This is a genomic window from Prescottella equi (assembly GCF_002094305.1).
Classification (GTDB): domain Bacteria; phylum Actinomycetota; class Actinomycetes; order Mycobacteriales; family Mycobacteriaceae; genus Prescottella; species Prescottella equi.
In genome coordinates this window covers 278,821-297,372 of sequence record NZ_LWTX01000005.1, presented here as the reverse complement: position 1 = coordinate 297,372, position 18,552 = coordinate 278,821, and the positions used below count along the sequence as shown (strand labels likewise).

18 protein-coding genes are annotated in these 18,552 nt (G+C 67.8%); 8 read left to right on the top strand and 10 right to left on the bottom strand.

Features of this window, described 5'->3' with window-relative positions; translation table 11 throughout:
• Window positions 1-35 precede the first annotated feature (35 nt).
• Window positions 36-236 (bottom strand): PspC domain-containing protein, encoded by a 201-nt coding sequence (locus tag A6I89_RS15285; protein WP_005517949.1) that lies wholly within the window; start codon window positions 234-236, stop codon window positions 36-38.
• 263 nt (window positions 237-499) lie between these two features.
• Here A6I89_RS15285 and A6I89_RS15280 point away from each other — a divergent pair, with 263 nt between their 5' ends.
• Together A6I89_RS15280 and A6I89_RS24650 are read left to right on the top strand one after the other, a co-directional pair.
• Window positions 500-1,333 (top strand): alpha/beta hydrolase family protein, encoded by an 834-nt coding sequence (locus A6I89_RS15280; RefSeq protein ID WP_005517951.1) that lies wholly within the window; start codon window positions 500-502, stop codon window positions 1,331-1,333.
• A gap of 125 nt (window positions 1,334-1,458) precedes the next feature.
• Entirely contained in the window at window positions 1,459-1,599 is a 141-nt protein-coding gene (locus A6I89_RS24650) for a hypothetical protein (RefSeq protein WP_005517953.1), read from the top strand.
• Window positions 1,600-1,666: 67 nt separating this feature from the next.
• Here the strand turns inward: A6I89_RS24650 and A6I89_RS15275 are convergent, their stop codons facing one another.
• From A6I89_RS15275 to A6I89_RS15265, 3 genes are read right to left on the bottom strand one after another with little or no spacing between them, the layout of a single operon-like run.
• The gene (locus A6I89_RS15275) at window positions 1,667-2,668 is read right to left on the bottom strand and encodes an alpha/beta hydrolase (RefSeq protein ID WP_022597646.1); all 1,002 of its coding nucleotides are present in this window, start codon (window positions 2,666-2,668) and stop codon (window positions 1,667-1,669) included.
• A complete protein-coding gene (locus A6I89_RS15270) occupies window positions 2,665-4,710 on the bottom strand; it encodes a prolyl oligopeptidase family serine peptidase (RefSeq protein ID WP_044991352.1) in 2,046 nt (681 codons plus the stop codon). The genes A6I89_RS15275 and A6I89_RS15270 overlap by 4 nt, the downstream gene beginning before the upstream one ends.
• Window positions 4,673-5,683, bottom strand: coding sequence for an Lrp/AsnC family transcriptional regulator (locus A6I89_RS15265; protein ID WP_232244784.1), 1,011 nt, complete (start codon window positions 5,681-5,683; stop codon window positions 4,673-4,675). The genes A6I89_RS15270 and A6I89_RS15265 overlap by 38 nt, the downstream gene beginning before the upstream one ends.
• Window positions 5,684-6,444: 761 nt before the next feature.
• Here A6I89_RS15265 and A6I89_RS15260 point away from each other — a divergent pair.
• The 3 genes from A6I89_RS15260 (at window position 6,445) to lpdA (ending at window position 9,961) form a co-directional block, all read left to right on the top strand.
• Window positions 6,445-7,188, top strand: coding sequence for a hypothetical protein (locus A6I89_RS15260; protein WP_022597640.1), 744 nt, complete (start codon window positions 6,445-6,447; stop codon window positions 7,186-7,188).
• 1,074 nt (window positions 7,189-8,262) lie between these two features.
• The gene (locus A6I89_RS24645) at window positions 8,263-8,415 is read left to right on the top strand and encodes a hypothetical protein (protein WP_005517973.1); all 153 of its coding nucleotides are present in this window, start codon (window positions 8,263-8,265) and stop codon (window positions 8,413-8,415) included.
• 142 nt (window positions 8,416-8,557) lie between these two features.
• Window positions 8,558-9,961 (top strand): dihydrolipoyl dehydrogenase, encoded by a 1,404-nt coding sequence (gene lpdA, locus A6I89_RS15255; RefSeq protein WP_005517976.1) that lies wholly within the window; start codon window positions 8,558-8,560, stop codon window positions 9,959-9,961.
• A 19-nt stretch (window positions 9,962-9,980) separates the two neighbouring features.
• Here lpdA and A6I89_RS15250 read toward each other — a convergent pair whose 3' ends face one another.
• On the bottom strand, window positions 9,981-10,865 hold the full coding sequence (locus tag A6I89_RS15250) for an alpha/beta hydrolase fold domain-containing protein (protein WP_044991391.1): 885 nt from the start codon (window positions 10,863-10,865) through the stop codon (window positions 9,981-9,983).
• Window positions 10,866-10,888: 23 nt separating this feature from the next.
• On the bottom strand, window positions 10,889-11,278 hold the full coding sequence (locus A6I89_RS15245; RefSeq protein ID WP_005517978.1) for a winged helix-turn-helix transcriptional regulator: 390 nt from the start codon (window positions 11,276-11,278) through the stop codon (window positions 10,889-10,891).
• Window positions 11,279-11,396: 118 nt separating this feature from the next.
• Between A6I89_RS15245 and A6I89_RS15240 the strand changes: the two genes are divergently transcribed.
• On the top strand, window positions 11,397-12,254 hold the full coding sequence (locus tag A6I89_RS15240; protein ID WP_022597636.1) for an SDR family oxidoreductase: 858 nt from the start codon (window positions 11,397-11,399) through the stop codon (window positions 12,252-12,254).
• A 91-nt stretch (window positions 12,255-12,345) separates the two neighbouring features.
• Here A6I89_RS15240 and A6I89_RS15235 read toward each other — a convergent pair whose 3' ends face one another.
• The 4 genes from A6I89_RS15235 to A6I89_RS15220 all read right to left on the bottom strand — a co-directional run bounded on the left by A6I89_RS15235 (window position 12,346) and on the right by A6I89_RS15220 (window position 16,300).
• Entirely contained in the window at window positions 12,346-13,953 is a 1,608-nt protein-coding gene (locus A6I89_RS15235; RefSeq protein WP_005517981.1) for an MFS transporter, read from the bottom strand.
• Window positions 13,954-14,121: 168 nt separating this feature from the next.
• Complete coding sequence (locus tag A6I89_RS15230; RefSeq protein ID WP_005517982.1) at window positions 14,122-14,823, bottom strand: GTP pyrophosphokinase; 702 nt, start codon at window positions 14,821-14,823, stop codon at window positions 14,122-14,124.
• Between the two features lie 26 nt (window positions 14,824-14,849).
• A complete protein-coding gene (locus A6I89_RS15225) occupies window positions 14,850-15,419 on the bottom strand; it encodes a carboxymuconolactone decarboxylase family protein (RefSeq protein ID WP_022597634.1) in 570 nt (189 codons plus the stop codon).
• Window positions 15,416-16,300, bottom strand: coding sequence for an SDR family NAD(P)-dependent oxidoreductase (locus tag A6I89_RS15220; protein WP_022597632.1), 885 nt, complete (start codon window positions 16,298-16,300; stop codon window positions 15,416-15,418). Before A6I89_RS15220 ends, A6I89_RS15225 begins: the two co-directional genes overlap by 4 nt.
• A 165-nt stretch (window positions 16,301-16,465) precedes the next feature.
• On the opposite strand from A6I89_RS15220, the gene A6I89_RS15215 reads away from it, so the two are divergent.
• Entirely contained in the window at window positions 16,466-17,221 is a 756-nt protein-coding gene (locus A6I89_RS15215; RefSeq protein ID WP_005517987.1) for a TetR/AcrR family transcriptional regulator, read from the top strand.
• A gap of 134 nt (window positions 17,222-17,355) precedes the next feature.
• Entirely contained in the window at window positions 17,356-18,549 is a 1,194-nt protein-coding gene (locus tag A6I89_RS15210) for an ABC transporter substrate-binding protein (protein WP_013417051.1), read from the top strand.
• Window positions 18,550-18,552: the final 3 nt, after the last annotated feature.

Genomic DNA, 18,552 nt, shown 5'->3' with positions numbered 1-18,552 from the left:
GCTTCTCGCATTTCGCATCCGCCGCGGTGCAGCGGTCACTCGCTGGGCATGATCATCCAGGCCGCGAGGTAGATCAGCGCGACGGTGCCGAACGAGACGAACGCGCCGACGACGGCGGCGACGCGCACGAGGTTGACGTCGATGCCGAAGTACTCGGCGATGCCGCCGCACACGCCGGAGAGCATGCGCTGGCTGCTGGAGCGGACGAACGGGCGGGGCAATTCGCTGGAGGTCATGACATCGAGTCTGGTGCGCGGCGGGCCGTGAAACCATCGGGATTCCCCCCGATCTGCACCCTGATCTTTCGGTTCGGGGTGTGGTGTGGGGCGCCGCCGTCGAACCCGGCGCGGTCGAGTTCACACACCGTTCGTGGGCGTCACACACCGCGTGCGCACGCATTCGCTGTGTGACGCCGACAGGTGGTGTGTGACCTCTCGGCGTAGGCAGCGCCGCCGAATGCCGGGTCTCGCGGACGGCGTGGGCATAGGCTCGAACCGTGGTGGAGACCGTGCCGATCCAGATGCCCGACGGGACGACGACGCCGGTCCGGCTGTTTCCCGGGCCCGAGGGTGCGCCCGTCGTGGTGATCGTCCCGGGGCTCGGTATCCCCGGCGCGTTCTACGACAGGTTCGCCAATTCGATTGTCGACCACGGCTTCTGCGCGGCGACGTGCGAGCTGCGCGGGCAGGGGGACAGTCGGCCGCGGCCGAGCGCGTCGAGCGCGTTCGGCTACCAGGAACTGGTGTCGGTGGACCTGCCGGCGATGTTCGAGGTGGTTCGGGAGCGGTTCGACGCCAGCACGCCGTTCCTGTTGGGGCACAGCATGGGCGGGCAACTCGGAGTGATGTACGCGGCTCGGATCCGAGGGCGGCTGGGCGGGCTGATCCTGGTGGCGTCCGGTTCGCCGTATTACCGAGGTTTTCCCGGAACCCGCTCTCCCGGCGTGCTGCTGGGTTCGGCGGCCATGTCGATCACGGCGAGTGTCGCCGGGTTCTGGCCCGGGGACCGGTTGGACGTCGGCGGTTTCGGTCGGCAGTCGCGGGTGCTGATCTCGGACTGGTCGCGGTTCGCGCGCAGCGGGCGTATCGAGCCGGCAGGCGCGGACATCGACTACGAGGAGCGGATCGGACGGCTGAAACTGCCCGTGCTGTCGATTTCGATCGAGGGCGACGACCTGGCACCGCGCAGCGCGTCGGCCAACCTTTTGAACAAATTGTCGGGTTCCGAGGTGACCGTGTGGCACCAACCCGAACCGTTGGGCCACAACGGGTGGATAAGCACCCCGGACAGCACGGTCGATCGAATCGCGGAGTGGATCCGTGACCTCGGTTGATCTCACCCTCGATTTTCATCCCGTGTTAATGCGTCAATCCGGTGCATTCCTGTATCCGCACCGTTATATTGACCGCAGCGCTTCGATCAGGGGCGTACCACCACACAGCAATTGCAGGAGTCCCCATGGGTTCGTCTGAGATCATCGCCATCCTCGATGCCGTCAAGTCCCTCGTGTCTGCGCTCAACAGCCTCAGCTCGGGCAGCGCCGGCGGCGGCGCAGCCTCCGGCTCGCTGGACACCGGTTCGCTGAGCTCGCTGAGCTAGTCTCCACCCCGAGTTTCGAAAGGCGGCCCCCGCGCAGACTGCGCAGGGGCCGCCTTCGTTTGTCGGGTCAGATGTCCAGGGAGGTCGCGAGTGTCGGCCACGACCTGGCCAGTTCGTCGCGCCAGTACGTCCACGCGTGCACACCCACCGGGTTGTAGACGACGGTGGCCGCGATGCCGAGCGCGCGCAGGCGGTCGTCGAGCCGGCGGGTGCAGAAGTTGGCACCGGCCTCCACCGGTCCGCCGCGCACCACGTGCGCGACGAGGTCGGGGTTGTCGAGGGTCTCGTGCGGCCCGGGCACACCGGTGCCCGTGGAGACGTACAGCGTGGTGCCGCGCAGCTTCTCGGCGCCCAGGAGGACGTCGTGCTCGGCCCACTTCGGGTCGTCGAACCGGCCCCACATGTTCTCGATGCCGCCGCGCTCGATGGTCACGGTCGACGCCATCTGCGCCTGGCCGAGGGGTGTGGCGGATTCGTAGCACCCGCTGTAGGCGGCGACGCCGCGGTACAGGCCGCGCGAGCGCATCGCCAGCATCATCGCGGACTGTGCGCCCATCGACAGTCCCGCGATCGAGCGGATGCCGTTGCCGCCGAACCGGTCGTCGATCAGCGGCGGCAGCTCCCGGGCCAGGAACGTCTCCCACTTGTTGATGCCGAGGACGGGGTCGGGCCGGTCCCAGTCGGTGTAGTACCCGGCGCGGCCACCGGTGGTCAGGACGACGTTCACCGGCTTGTCCTCGAAGAACTTCACAGCGTCACCCTGCGTGGTCCACGTGCTCAGACCGGGGGAGGCGGACCGACCGTCGAGCAGGTACAGGCTCGGATGCGGCACGGAGGTGTCGCGGGGCAGCAGCACCTGCACCTCCTGCTCCGACTGCATCGCGGGCGAGTACACGAACACTCGGACCCAGCGGTCGGTGATGTTCTCGACCCGGGTGATGAGCGCGCCCGACGCCGGTTGCAGGGCAGCCGAGTTCGGGACGCCGCCCGCCCCGGCTGCGGGTGCGAGGCCGAGCAGCGCGGCGGCGACGAGAACCGGGACCGCGCCGAAACGACGTCGGGCGGTCACCGGGCCAGCTTGTCCCACAGGAACGTGTAGGTGAGGGCCGACTTGAACGCGGCCTGCGCATTGTCCGCGGCGCCGCCGTGCCCGCCCTCGATGTTCTCGTAGTAGTGGACCTCGTGGCCTTCGTCCTCGAGTCGCGCGGCCATCTTCCGGGCGTGCCCGGGGTGGACGCGGTCGTCGCGGGTGGACGTGGCGATGAGGATCGGCGGGTATGCCGCTGTGGCGCTGGTGTTCTGGTACGGCGAGTAGTCGGAGATGAACGCCCAGTCGTCGGGGTTGTCGGGGTCGCCGTACTCGGCCATCCACGACGCGCCCGCGAGCAGCAGGTGGTAGCGCTTCATGTCGAGCAGCGGCACCTGGCACACGATGGCGCCGAACAACTCCGGGTACTTGGTGAGCATGACGCCCATCAGCAGGCCACCGTTGCTGCCGCCCTGCGCGCCCAGCTGCTCCGCGGTGGTGATGCCGCGGTCGACGAGATCGCGGGCCACCGCGGCGAAGTCCTCGTAGACCTTGTGCCGGCCCTCGCGCACTGCCTGCGTGTGCCACTGCGGCCCGTACTCGCCGCCGCCGCGGATGTTCGCCACCACGTAGGTGCCGCCGCGCTGCAGCCACGCGGTGCCGTTGATGCCGCTGTAGCCGGGCGTCATCGAGTTCTCGAAGCCGCCGTAGCCGTACAGCAACGTCGGACCTACGGGCGCGCCCTCGCGCCGCACCACGAAGTAGGGGATGCGGGTGCCGTCGGCGGACTCGGCGAAGTGCTGGGCGACGGCCAGTCCGGCGGTGTCGAAGAAGGCGGGCGCCGACTTGAGCGCCTCGAGCGGTCCGCCGACGGTGCCGGAGAACAGGGTCGCCGGAGTGAGGTAGCCGCTGGAGTTGAGGAAGAAGTCGTCGCTCTCGCGCGGATCGGTGTCGATGATCTCGGTCGACGTCAGCTCCGGGAGGCCCTCCAGCGGTGTTGTCTTCCAGCCGTTCTCGCCGGGGGTGAGGACGTGGACGTGGGACTGGACGTCGGAGAGCGTCACCATCAGCAGGTGGTTCCGGGTCCACGAGTACTGCTCGAGCGACGTGTGCTCGTCGGGCTCGAACAGCACCGTGAGCTCGCGGGAGCCGGCGAGGAAGTCGTCGTACTTCGCGGCCAGCAGCGACCCGGCCGGGTAGGTGGTGTCGCCGACGGTCCACGGGGAGCGCGGACGCACCAGCAGCCACTCCCGGTACGCGGAGATGCGCGCGTCCTCGGGGGTGTCGATGCGGATCAGCGAACCGTCGTCGAGGAGCTGGAATCGCTGCGACGTGTAGAAGTCGACGGCCCGTTCGACGAAGCTGCGCTCGAACCCAGGGGTGCTGTCGTGCCATGCGGAGATCGCGACGTCGGTCTGCTCACCCTCGAACACGGTGACGGCGTCGGCCAGCGGGGTGCCCCGGCGCCACCGCTTCGCCAGTCGCGGGTAGCCGGAGTCGGTGAGCGTGCCGTCGCCGAAATTGGTTCCGACGAAAACACTCTCGGCGTCGATCCACCCGATGTCGGTCTTGGCTTCCTCGATGCGGAAGCCGTCGGCGTCGTCCTTGAACGTCAACGATTCGAGGTCGAACTCGCGCACCACGACGGCGTCGGCGCCGCCGCGGGACAGGCTGATCAGCGCCAGGTTCTGCTCGGGGCGCAGCACCTGCGCGCCCGACCACACCCAGTTCTCACCCTCGCGGTCGGCGAGCTCGTCGACGTCGACGAGGATCTCCCATTCGGGGGTGTCGCGCCGGAACTGGTCCATCGTGGTCCGCCGCCACAGCCCGCGCACATGGTCGGCGTCGCGCCAGAAGTTGTAGAGGTACTTCCCGCGGCGGCGCGAGTAGGGGATGCGCGCGTCGGTGTCGAGGATCGCGCGAACCTTCGACTCCAACTGCTCGAACGCGGTGGTGCCGGCGAAGTCGGCCACGGTCTTGTCGTTGTGCTCGCGGACCCAGGCGAGGGCGTCGTCGCCGGTGACGTCCTCGAGCCAGAGGTGGGGATCATCGGACGGGCTGGAGGTCACCGGGTGCTTCGTCATAGGAACATTGTTGCCCGCCGCCGCGGTGTCGGGGCCACTGGTGCCGATCGAAGTCGGTGGCGAGCACGAAGTCGACGTTCACGACGGTGTGCAGTTGCTCGCCGAGCCGGTCGGCCGCGGTGCGGGCGGCGGCGATGTCCCGATACGTGCCGACGGCCACGGACGATCTGCGGCCGGACAGTGTGTAGCAGGCCCCGATCTCGGGGAAGCCGTGCAGCTTGCCGAACTTCGACGGTTCGACGGCGGTCGCGGCATTCGACTTGATGGCGAAGACGGCGGTGACGGGCAGCCCCAGTGCTCCGGAATCGACCAGCGTGGTGTAGCCGCGGATCACCCCGCGTTCCTGGAGCACCTGGAGGCGTTTGTGCACCGTGGACTTGGAGAGGTGCGTCTTCTTGGCGAGGGAGTCCAGCGACGCGCGCCCGTCCATCATGAGTAGGTCGATCAAGGTCCGATCGGTGTCGCGCAGCGCCGGAGCGGTCGTCGAATCGGGTGACCAGACGGCGTCGCCGAACCTCGTCTTGAGGACGAAGTCGATGTTCACCCGGGCACTCAGGTCGTCCCGGAGCCGGGCGGCGAGGGACTCTGCCTTCTCCGGGCTGGTAAACCGGCCGACCGCAATGTTCGGACGATCGCCCGACATGGTGAAACTCGCGGTGATCTGCGGTAGGCGGCGCAGCCTGTCGGCAATCGATCGTCTCGCCGGTGCCTGCCCCCGCGGTTTGATGCTGAACAGGGCCGTGGTGGGCTCGCCGAGAGTCCCGGGATCGACCACCACGGTGTAGCCGCGGATCACCCCGCGCCGTTCGAGTGCCGCGAGACGCCGGCGCACAGTGGTGCCCGAGACGCCGACCTGGGCCGCGAGGGTGGTGAAGGAGACGCGGCCGTTCTGCACGAGGGCATCGATCAAGAAGCGATCCACTGCGTTCAGTGGCTCTCCGTGCGACGACGAGACACCCGATGTTCTCCCCATGGCGCATACGGTAAGCCGACCGTGCCGATGTGTTCGGGTGTTTGATCAGATTTGCCGTCTCGTAGGACGTCCGATCATTCTCTGCGGGCGATCTCAGCTGACGACGTTCCAGGTGCGTACCGGACCGCCTGTTTGCGTTTGGCCAGGTGGGAAGGGGATTGCTCGGAGGAGGCGGCCCGAGGAATGCCTCAGCGACCGGATTCCATGGGGGGCTTGTCTTTCTGATCGAGCCCGCGCGGAGCTCCCACAACTCGATAAGCGCAGGCGGGCGAGTGGCTGAAGGAGTGCTCGGGTCGGTGGCCGGCCATCCTTCCGGCCGGTATGGGCGAAGCGGCACACCGTGACGTGTGTGAGATCGCCTCGCTTTCGCCTATCACGATGCGTAATCGGTGGTAGCGGTGCGCGCTGTTTCCGTGATCATCAGAAGTGGGCACCGGGGGTGGACGATCCGTCATGCCCGCGGGTTCGCTGTAGACGAACTCTCGTCTGCGACGCGTACGGCGTGAATCCTTGTCATTTTCGAAACGATCGCTGGGTTAGTGGGCTCCAGGCGTCTAGCGTCTGTCGCACTCCACCTGGAGATCACGAAACAGTTTCTCGAAGAACAGTTTTGGTCGAATCCGTGACCCAGTCAATGATCGACCGAACACCCAACCTCGAGTGGAGGAATCGCTGACTCAGCCGAAGGCGACCAGAAGTTTGACCCTCCGGAAGTCGGCGACATCAAGGATCGATCACCAACCCAGAACGAAGGAGATCGCATGTCCAAGATCAACCGGAAGCTGCCTATCGCACTCTGCGCCGTGGCGGCGTCCGCCGGAATCGCTCTGAGCGTCGCCCCTGCGGCGTCGGCGACCATCGGATCGACCACTACCAACTTCTCCATGTCCTGCTACGGAAGCGCGACCGTCCTCGGGATTACGCAGGCGCAGGACCAGGCTCAGCCGTTCTCGACGACAGTCACCCACGGAACATCAGGTTCCAACCAGTCGTTCGCCGTCGCCGTTGGTGCGCAGTCGGTCCCCACGACTGTTCCCGGGCGTCCCACCTACACGGTGACCTCGCTCACGAACATCAAGATTCGAGTCCAGATCGACGGCAGCACGTACGTGTCGCACTCGCTGTCGGGCGGATCGGGCTACACCGGCACCGCAACCGCAACCAAGACGACGAGCTCCCCGACGGGGAACGCCATCATCGAGATCTCCATCCCTTCGGTCACCGCTGGTGGTAGCTACACCCCGCCGACCTTGACCGTCATCCAGACGTCGACGGTCGCTCCCAAGCTCTCCACTGGCAACGGAGGAAACGGCACCGCGGCGACCCAGAACGAGGGGAAGTACGGGTTCCGTGCGGGGAACTTCTACGCTTTCGACTCGAATGTCTCGGTTCCCTTCGCCGGAACGGTGACAGCAGGCACCAGCTGCGTACCGACCGACGTCCAGTTCCCGTCCGCCGGGGCGTTCCCAGTCCTGAACAGTGGCGCAGGCATCCTTCATTCCTGACCTAGCGCGATAGAAGGTGCGGATGCGAGATCGGTTCGCGTCCGCACCTTCTCAGCTGGATGAAGCCGAATGCACGACAGAATTGGTGGTCATCTTCTGGTGTCCAGCAGGTTCAGCGGGCGTCGGTCGAGAGGGTGGTCCGCCGAGCGCCATGGGATCATCGCCCTGCAGGGTCGGAGTGCGGATCTGACCGGCTCGCGATCCAGGCGTAATCAAATGTGGCTGCGGCAGTTGTTTCAGGCGCGGATCTCGAGCCTTCGGATCGGACCATCTCCAGCCTCGACCAGATGCCGCCGCGCCTCATCACGGCGCAGCTAACCCCGATGTTGGCTCAGCACCCGCTTTTCCGCGTTCAGTGTGGGGGCGCAAACGGGCCGTGCCTGACGAGGATCGATCAGACATCCCCGGCGGGTTCACATCGGGCGCTGCTCATGCGCCTGTATTTCCTGACGTCCAGTCGCCTACCGACCGGAACCGGTTGCGGTTCTTCGTAACTATGCGACCGGCACGACCTGAGACGGTCATCGCCGAGACTGGTGCCTGGCCCCTTCCCCATCTCGAACTGATGGGCGAGAGTCGCTTGCCGCCGGAGCGGAACGAGCGGCCTGTGTCGGCCGAGTCGCGTCGCCGCCCGGCGTCCGAGGGGTGAGGGGGCGGGTGAATTTCCCGGCAACCTGGACAGTTGCCCAGTTGGTGTAACGAAAACGCGTACAGGACGACGATACCTAGATTATCTTTCGATCACGGTCGAATAAACCCGATCGTCTTCCCGACCGGGAGGCAGGCGGATGGCACACCACGGTCACGCCGCAGCTGGTGCCGAACGGGCGGGATGAGCAGGGAGTAGACGAATCCGGGGTAGCGGGGTCCCCCGGCCGGCGAACTTCCAGACCCGCTGCGTGAGAAATCACGCAGCAATCACGAACAGTATCCACCACCACGAAAATAGGAGTAACAATGAACGCGGATCTCCTGGGCCTCATCCAGCTCATCATCGGCAACATCGTGAACCTCGGTTCGGTCACCGAGCTCTCCTGATCCGAATCACCCAGCGCAGCAAGAAAGGCGATTGCCATGAATCTGGACGCCATCGACCTCGGTTCGTTCTCCGGGGCGGTCACGGGCTCCATGTCGGGTCTGCTCGACATCTTCCTCAGCCTCAGCCGGGGAAGCGTCTTCGGCGGTAGCACCGTCGGTGACCTCGGGAGCGCCATCTCGTTCAGCTGACGCATTCGCACCTCCGACCCCAGTCGCCATCGGCGGCTGGGGTCGCAGGTGTGTTCGGGGTCATGGCCGCGTTCCGTGACCTTACTTGCGAGTAAGCACCAACCCGGGACAGCCGATCGAGGCGGGGCTACGCTAGGGCCTCGTGACCTCACACTATGACGTCGTTGTCCTCGGAGCCGGTCCCGGTGGGTACGTCGCTGCTATCCGCGCGGCACAGCTGGGCCTCAAGACCGCCATCATCGAAGAGAAGTATTGGGGTGGTGTCTGCCTGAACGTGGGCTGCATCCCCTCCAAGGCGCTTCTGCGCAATGCCGAACTGGCGCACATCTTCCACAAGGAGGCGAAGGCGTTCGGCATGTCGGGAGACGTGTCCTTCGACTTCGGTGCAGCGTTCGACCGCAGCCGCAAGGTCGCGGACGGCCGCGTCAAGGGCGTGCACTTCCTGATGAAGAAGAACAAGATCGACGAGTTCGACGGTCGCGGCACGTTCGTCGATGCCAAGACCATCTCGGTCGCCCTCAGCTCGGGCGGCACCGAGACGGTCACCTTCGACAACGTCATCATCGCCACCGGTTCGGTGACCAAGCTGCTGCCGGGCACCTCGCTCAGCGACAACGTCGTCACCTACGAGGAGCAGATCCTCACCCGCGACCTGCCGAAGTCGATCGTCATCGTCGGCGCCGGCGCCATCGGCATGGAGTTCGGCTACGTCCTCTCCAACTACGGGGTCGACGTCACCATCGTCGAGTTCCTGGACCGCGCCCTGCCCAACGAGGACGAAGACGTCTCCAAGGAGATCGCCAAGCACTACAAGAAGCTCGGCGTCAAGATCAAGACCGGTGCGGCCGTCCAGTCGATCGTCGACAACGGCTCCGACGTCACCGTCTCCATCAAGGACAACAAGTCCGGCGAGATCGAGACGGTCACCGTCGACAAGGTCATGCAGTCCGTCGGCTTCGCGCCGCGCGTCGAGGGCTACGGCCTCGAGAACACCGGCGTCGCCCTCACCGACCGCGGCGCCATCGCGATCGACGAGCGCATGCGCACCAACGTCGACGGCATCTACGCCATCGGTGACGTCACCGCCAAGCTGCAGCTCGCGCACGTCGCCGAAGCTCAGGGCGTCGTCGCCGCCGAGACCATCGGGGGCGCCGAGACGATGGAGCTGGGCGACTACCGGATGATGCCGCGCGCCACGTTCTGCCAGCCGCAGGTCGCCAGCTTCGGTCTCACCGAGGCGCAGGCCAAGGCCGAGGGCTACGACGTGAAGGTCGCCACCTTCCCGTTCACCGCGAACGGCAAGGCTCACGGCCTGAACGACCCCAACGGCTTCGTCAAGCTCATCGCCGACAAGAAGTACGGCGAGCTGCTCGGCGGCCACCTCATCGGCCCCGACGTCTCGGAGTTGCTGCCCGAGCTGACCCTGGCCCAGAAGTGGGACCTCACGGTCAACGAGCTGGCCCGCAACGTGCACACGCACCCCACGCTCAGCGAGGCGCTGCAGGAGGCCATCCACGGCCTCGCCGGCCACATGATCAACTTCTGACGGTCCGCCGCCCGAAGAGCTAGTCCGCGAGAAGCCCGCACAGAATTGTGCGGGCTTTCTTGCCCTCCGGGATCGGGAGCAGCGGGTAGACGTGGATCATCTCCCGCGCCTCGTGGAAGTCGAGTGACACCCGGGCCTCGGACGCCAGTGGCCGGAAGCGGCGGGCGTCGACGTTGAGGATGTCGCGGGTGCCGGTGAACAGCGTCATCGGGCCGAGGCCGGTGAGATCGCCGTTCAGTGGGCTCACCCACGGGTGCTCCCGATCCAGTTCGCCGCGGTAGGCGTCGGCGGCCACCGTGAGGCTGGCTGGGTGCAGCCACGGATCGCGCGGGGCGATCTCGCGGATCTCCGGGTGCTCCCCGGTCGCGTCCAGCCACGGCGAGATCAGCGCGGTGTGGGCGGGGGCGGCGGTGCCGCGATCGCGCAGCGCCAAGGCCACCGCGAGCGCGAGCCCGCCGCCCGCCGAATCACCCGCGATCACCAGCGGCTCGTCGTGCTTCGCCAAATGTTCGGCGAGGTCGGCCGACGCCGGAACCACGTGCGACGCCGTCCCGCGCGGCGCCACCGGGTAGATCGGCACCGTCACCGACGCGCCCGCGGACGCCAACTGCGCCACCAGTTTCCAGTGGTGGCGGGTGATCTCCCGGATGTAGGCGCCGCCGTGGAGGTACAGCACGCGCGCCGACGGCGCCATCCCGCGCGGGGTCACGGTGAACACCGGCCACCCCGCCGCCGAGGTGGACGCGGTGACGTTGAGGGTGCGCCCCAGCGACGACGGCGGCGCGAACGGCTTCGGCCGGGCCTGCAGCGCCGCGATCTCCCGGCGGATGTCGTCGGCGCTCGGACGGCGTCGCCCCAGCACTGCGATGGCCAACGGCATGGCCCTGCTGGTCAGGCTCGGCATGGCCACCCCCGTCGTCGTCTCGGTCAGCGTGCGTCGTACCGATTCTGGGCCGCATAGATGTCCGGCATGTGCGATTCGAGCAGATCGATCAGGCCGGTGAGACGCTCGGCAATCTCCTCGCCGAGTGGGGTGAGGCTGTACTCGACGTTCGGCGGGATCGTCTCGCGGACCTCGCGGTGCACCAGGCCGTCGCGCTCGAGTTGCTGCAACGTCTGCGCCAGCATCCGCTCGCTCACCCCGTCCACCCGGCGGCGCAGCGCGCCGAACCGGTACGGGCCCTCGGCGAGTGCGGCCAGGGCGAGCGTGCCCCAGCGTCCGGTGACGTTGAGCAGCGCGCCCCGCGAATGGCAGTCGCGCGCGAAGACGTCGGCCTCGAGGGTCGGGTCGTCGAAGTGCTGGTGGTCGCTGCTCACGTACTTCAGGTTACTACCTGCCAAACAATCAGTGCTGACCCAAACAGTTGCACTTACGAAAAATAAGTGCATCATGGAGGGCGAACGAAGCATTGAAGGTTCAACCTTGGGAGTTCTCATGACCATCGCCGTCACCGGTGCCACCGGACACCTCGGCCGCCTCGCCGTCGACGCCCTGCTGCGGCGCGGTGTTCCCGCATCCGACGTCGTCGCCGTCGTCCGCAACCCGCAGAAGGCCGCCGACCTCGAGGCCCAGGGCGTCCAGGTGCGCACCGCCGACTACGCCGACCGCGCCGCGCTCGAGACCGCCCTCGCCGGGGTCGACAAGCTGCTGCTGATCTCCGGCAGCGAGGTGGGTGCGCGGGTGCCGCAGCACACCAACATCATCGACGCCGCGAAGGCCGCAGGCGTCGGCTTCGTCGCGTACACGTCCATCCCGGACGCGCCCAACAACACGCTCCGGCTCGCGCAGGAGCACCAGGTCACCGAGCGGCTGCTCGCCGAGTCCGGCATCGACCACGCGCTGCTGCGCAACGGCTGGTACTGGGAGAACTACAGCACCGACCTGGCCGGCACCGCCGAGCGCGGCGTCCTGGTCGGCAGCGCCGGTGACGGCCGGGTCGCGGGTGCGGCCCGTGCCGACTACGCCGAGGCCGCGGCCGCCGTGCTGACCTCCGACGAGAACCAGGCCGGCAAAGTGTACGAGCTGGGCGGCGACGAGCACGTGTCGTACCCCGAACTGGCCCAGGCCATCTCCAACGTCACCGGCAAGCCCGTCGAGTACCGGAACCTGCCGGTCGCGGAGTACCAGGGCGTCCTCGAGTCCGTCGGCCTGCCCGCGCCCGTCGCCGCGGTCCTCGCCGACGCCGACGCCGGTGTCGCGACCGGCGTCCTCGACGTCACCAGCGGCGACCTGCAGCGGCTCATCGGACGGCCGTCCACCCCGCTCGAGGACGTGCTGCGGGCCGCGCTCTGACGGCCCCGGTAGCAGCTGAAGGGTCCGTTCATGCGCCGGCAGCGCACGAACGGACCCTTCAGCTTCCCGAGGGGGAATGGGGGAGGAACGGTCAGTGCATCCCGACGGCGCCTTCGGTGGGCAGATCGCCCTTCTTGGCGCGGACCAGGACGATCACCAGCGGGCTGATGACGAGGATGAGCGCACCGGCCCAGCCGAACGCGTGCGCGTAGCCGGACACCTCGGTGCCGAACACCCAGTCCATGATCTTGCCGACGAAGTCCTGCGCGGGCGCGGGCATGGCGGCGATCTGCTCGGCCGTGGGCGGCGTCGCGTTGGCGAGGTCGGTGGGGATCGCGTCGGCCGGGAAGCCGGGCGGGGGAGTGGGCGCCGGGTTGTCGGCCTGGAACGCGCTCTTGGCCGACGCGTACACCGTGGTGAACAGGGCTGTGCCGAGCGCGCCGCCGACCTGCAGTGTCGCGTTGGCCAGTGCGCTGGCGGCGCCGGCGTCGTGGTTGGGGACGCCGAGCAGCGCGAGGTTCTGCATCGGCACCATCAGCAGACCTAGGCCGAAACCGAAGATCGCCAGGCCCGGGAACACGTGCGTCCAGTAGGACGTGTCCACGCCGATCTGGGTGAGCAGGAACAGCCCGACGGCCGCGAAGATCGGTCCGACGACCATGAGCGGCTTGGGGCCGATGCGGGTGGTGAGCTGCGCCGCGATGGTGGACGCGATGACGATGAAGAACGCCATCGGCAGCGACCCGACACCCGACATCACCGGGCTCAGGCCCATCACGATCTGCAGGTAGAACGTCAGGTACAGCGTGCCGCCGAGCAGCGCCGCGCCGACCAGCGCCGAGCCGATGAACGCGGCGCCGCGGTCACGGTGCCACGGAACGCTGAGCGGCAGAAGCGGGTTCGCCGACTTCTTCTCCACCAGCACGAATGCGACGAGGGCGACCAGGCCGATGCCGATGAACACCAGCGTCTGCGTCTCGAGCCAGCCGTGCTCGGCCTTGGTGAAGCCGTACACCAGCGAGCCGAGACCGATCGCGACCAGCACGGTACCCGGCAGGTCGTAGCTGGTGTCGCCGTGGGCCTTGGTCTCCTTGACGATCGGCAGCGTCACCGCGATCGCGAAGATCGCGACGGGGATGTTCACCAGCAGGCACCAGCGCCAGTCGACGTACTGCGTCAGCACGCCGCCGAGCAGCAGGCCGATCGCGGCGCCGCCGCCGGAGATCGCACCGAACACCGCGAACGCCTTGGCACGCTCCTTCTCTCCGACGAACGTCGTGGTGAGGATCGCCAGCGCGGCGGGCGCGAGCAGGGCCGCGAACACGCCCTGCCCGGCGCGCGCGGCGAACAATTGCATGCCGGTCTGCGCGAAGCCGCCGACGGCCGACGCGATCGCGAAGCCCGCCATCCCGACCATGAAGGAGCGCTTGCGGCCCCAGAAGTCGGCGATGCGGCCGCCGAGCAGCAACAGCGCGCCGAAGGCGAGCGCGTAGGCGGTCACCACCCACTGCCGGTCCAGGTTGCTGATGCCCAGTTCCTTCTGGGCGTCGGGCAGTGCGATGCTCACGATGGTGCCGTCGAGCACGACGGTGAGCTGGGCCAGCGCGACGATGCACAGCACCAGCCAGCGGCGGTCGTGATTGGGATTGTCGTGTACGGGGGCGTCGGGACGCGAGGTCGCCTGGACGTCTTGGGACATGCAGTTCCTACCGGATCGGTGGCACGGACGACTGTCGCGGCCGAACGTGCAGACGCTACCGGCGAACAGGGAACGGCAGCAATCGAATACCGCCCATCGTCGGAATGGTCACATGTCGGTCCGGAGACTTGCAACCGCGGGACAACTATGAGCAGCGCGCGGGCCGCGTCATTCGGACAGGCGCACCTGCAATGCGTCGAGCAACTGCGGCGGCAGTTCGAGCGCGGGGGCCTCGTCGGCGACACCCTCCTGCGCTTTGAGTTTCGCGAACTCCTCGTTGAGCCGCTCCATCTTCATGTCCAGCCGGTGTGCGGTCTCCGCGGCCTCGGTGAGTTCGGCGAGCAGTTCCGGCGGCACCTCGCGATTGAACTTGTAGTAGATCTTGTGCTCGAGGCTGGCCCAGAAATCCATTGCGATGGTGCGGATCTGGAGCTCGATCGGCACCTGCTGCACGCGGTCGCTCAGGTACACCGGTACCTCGACGATCAGGTGCAGGCTCTTGTAGCCGTTCGGCTTGGGCTTGGCGATGTAGTCCTCGACCTCGCGGACCTCGATGTCCGGCTGGCTCGTGATCATGTCCGCGATGCGGTACGTGTCGGCGATGAAGCTGCACGTGATCCGGACCCCGGCGATGTCGAGGATCTGCTCGCGGACGTCGTCGAGGGTGAGCGGGCAGCCGATGCGGTTCGCCTTGCGGATGATGCTCTCGGGCGTCTTGAGCCGCGACGTCACGTGCTCGATGGGGCTGTAGAGATTGATGTGCGTGAACTCGTCCTTGAGGATGTTCACCTTGGTCAGCAGCTGAGTGATGCCGAACCGGTACGTCATCATGAATCGGGAGAAGTCGGTTCGGAGTTGCTCAGGATCCACGCCACCAGTGTGCCACCGCCGGCGAATCAGAAGTCGGGCTGGATTCGCAGGGTGTCGATGGTGGTGGCCAAACCGTCGTACTGCGTCACCAGGAGACAGAACTCGACGAGCCGCCGATCGTCGAGGTGCTCGGCGAGCGTGGCCCACGTCGCGTCGTCGACGTTCTTGGTAACGACCATCTGGTCCGTCGCCGCCAGCATCGCCCGGAACCGCGGCGACCAGTCGGGGTCGGTGGGGCCGGCGAGGACGCGGTCGAGCATCTGCGGGGTGACGCCGGCACGCCGGCCGAGCCGCACGTGGTGCTGCCATTCGTAGCGGGATCCGCGCAGGTGGGCGACCCGCAACACCACGAGTTCGATCTCGAACCGGGACAGCTTGGTGCCGGGCAGCAGCATCAGGACGCCCGAGTAGTGCAACCAGCCGCGGAACAGCCCTCCGGTGCGGCCGAGGGTGCTGAACAGCTTGGCGTCGCGCGTGCGGGAGCCGAGGGAAAGTACCCGCCACCCGGCCCAGTTCACCGGCCCGAGTTCCTTGAAACGTCCCGGCCGGACGCGCGGCGCCGTGTGGTTGCCGGTCTTCTCGTCGTGTGCGGTCACTCGGTCTCCCCGGGTCGGTCCGGCAGTGGCGTGGTGAGTCGGGCGTGCTCGGCCCGGGCAGCGTCGAGGGCTGCGGCCATCCGCGGTTGCGGGCGCAGCTCGACCGCCCGCTGCACGAGCATGCGCAGGCGCATCGTCGGCGCCACCCAGCGGGGCGCGTAGATCCGCCGGGCGCGCGTGGCGATGCCTCGCTCGAATGCGTCCACCCCCACCGAGCGTGGGGCGACCCGGGTGAACGGTCCGAGCCCTTTGATCTGGGCGGCGGCCTCGGTTCCGAATCCGATCGCGGTCATGTCGGTGTCGACCTCGGCGAGGTACGCGACACCCACCCGCAACCCGAGGTGCTTCGTCTCGAGGCGCAACGTATTGCCGAGCGCCTCCACCGCGGCCTTGCTGGCGGCGTACGCGCCCATGAGCGGCAGCTGCACTCCCGCCGCGGCCGACGCGACCAGCAGCACGTACCCGCCGGGGTGCGCGACGAGCGGCCCCGCCGCGCGCACCGTGTGGTACGTCCCGAGCAGGTTCACCTCGACGGTGCGGGTCATGACGTCGGGGTCGCCGCCGAGCAGGGGAAGTTGCGCCGCCACACCGGCATTGGCCACCACGACGTCCAGCCCGCCGAGGTCGTCGGCGAGGGCGTCGACGGCCCGCTGCACCGCCTCGCCGTCGCGGACGTCGCACACCCGCCACGGAGCGCCGCCGCACATCGTCGCGACCTGTTCGAGCAGTTCGCGTTCGAGTCCGAGTAGCGCGACCCGGGCGCCGCGCGCATACAGGCGCCGGGCGAGGGATGCGCCGATCCCGCGGGCCGCGCCGGTGACCAGGACGCGACGGCCCTCCAGGCGCTCCTCGAGCGACTGTCTCGTCCCGGTTCGTACCATCGCGCTGCCCCCGCCCCTCGGTTACCCCACGGTAAGGAGACGCTAGCACCGCAGGTCGGATCTACCGGGCAGGTCGGCGGCGCCGTGTAGCATTGACGGGCATCAAGCAAGCGTTCGATCGGGATCGGTCGACACTGCATCACCGTTCCTGGGGGGAGTCGTCAGGTGGCATCGACCCGGCGAGAAGAAATTCTATTTCATGCGGCCAAGCTGTTCAGCGAGCGCGGCGTCGCCGGCACCACCGTGCGGGACATCGCCGACGAGGTCGGCATCCTCTCGGGCAGCCTCTACCACTACTTCGGCTCCAAGGACGCGATCGTCTTCGAGATCGTCATCGCCTTCGTCGACGACCTCAACGAGCGTTACGAGGCCGCTCAGGTCCCGGGTGAAACCGGCAGGGAGCGAATCGATCACATGGTGGCCGTCTCGTTCGAGACCGCGGCGGACCATCCCTTCGCCACCGAGATCTATCAGAACGAGAGCGCGCTGTCGTCGCAGCCGGAGGATAGTCCGATCTCCGTGGCGGTCCGCCGGGCCCACGACTACTGGGCCGACGCGATCTCGCGCGGCGTCCGGTCGGGCGAGTTCCGTGTCGACATCGACCAGCAGCACTTCCATCGCATGCTCCGGGAATCCGTCTGGTCGACGGTGCGATTCAACCGGGCCTCACTGGCCCAGGACGCCGAGCGCCTGCGGCACGACCTGATCGCGGTGTTCCTCGACGGTTTCGCGGCGGGCGGGCCGGTGGGATCGGCATCCGCCAAGGCTGCGCCCGGGCCCGTGCGCCGGTCCGAGATCGCCGACCGGGCCGCTGCCGTCGAGCTTCCCGGGGCGGACGACTCGGAATTCGACGATCTGCGGCGCGACGTCCGCGAGCTCAAGGAAGCGATCCGCGAACTGCGCCTGCTGCGCGGCAACTGAAGTTCCCTCTCGTCGTCGGTCCTCGGCGTTGACTTCGCGGTGTGACGCGGGGCATACTCCTGTCGCCAATAGTCAATCAAGCAATTGCTTGATTGACCAAACGCTTGAAGGTCGGCGTCAGACGGGAGTCGGTTGTGAGAATCGGAAGGGTCGTCGCTGCGGCGGTGGCCGCCGCCGTGGGAGCTTTCGGCGTCGCGGGATGCGGATCCGCGGGGGAGATGTCGCCGGACGAGATCGTGATCGGCCTCGACGAGGACTCGACGGGGCCCGGCGCGTCGTACAGCACCATCGCCGGCAGCACGATCCGGCTCGCGGTCGACCTCGTCAACGCCGACGGCGGGATCAACGGCAAGCCGGTGCGCCTGGTCGTCGAGAACGACGAGTCCAGTCCCACCAAGACGCCGTCGATCATCCGCAAGCTCGTCGACCACGGCGCGAGCGCGGTCCTGCTCGCCACCGGGTCCGGCTCGGTGATCCAGGCCAAGTCGGTGCTGCAACAGTCCGAGATCCCGGCCATCGCACCCGTCGTGCTGTCCGACGCCTTCGCGAACAAGCCGGACAACGGCTACTCGTTCATGATCCCGAACTCCCTCAAGCAGTACGCCGAGGTGTACTGCGGCGCGTTCGAGCAGATGGGCTACAAGACACTCGGCATCCTCGGCGACGCGAGCGCCTCGATCGACGGCATCATCAAGACGCTGCGGCCCGCGCTCGAGAAGTGCGCCACCGTCACCGCCGTCGAGAAGGCGCCCGTCGACGCCGCGGACCTCACCGCGCAGGCCTCCCGGGTCACCGGCACCGAGCCCGACGCGATCCTCGTCGCCAGCATCGGTGGCCACTTCGAGATCCTCGCCCACAACACGCTCGCCAAGATCTACCCGGACGCGCAACGCTTCTCGCTCGCCTCGATCGGCAACCAGCCCAAGTCGTGGGCGCTGGCCGACCCGGGCGCGCTCACCGGCATGGTCTACATGGGCAGCCTCAGCGCGAACAATCCGCGCACCGCCGAGCTGACCGAGAAGATCCGCGCGGTCAAGGGCGCCGACTACCAGCTCACCGCGTACGACGCGCAGGCCTACGACGCCGTGATGATGCTCGAGCGCGCGTTCGAGATCGCCGGCGACCACACCGACCGGACCAAGGTCCGCGATGCGCTGCAGCAGGTCTCCGACGTGCCCGCGACGTTCGGCCAGGAGGGCCTGACGCTGTCGTACGGCCCCGACGACCACCTCGCCCCCGACAGCCTGTGCGGCCTGGTGCTCGTCGAGTTCGGCGCCGACAACAAGCCGGCCGGGCCGTGGGCGTCCTACCAGCCCCCGTGCGGCTGACGA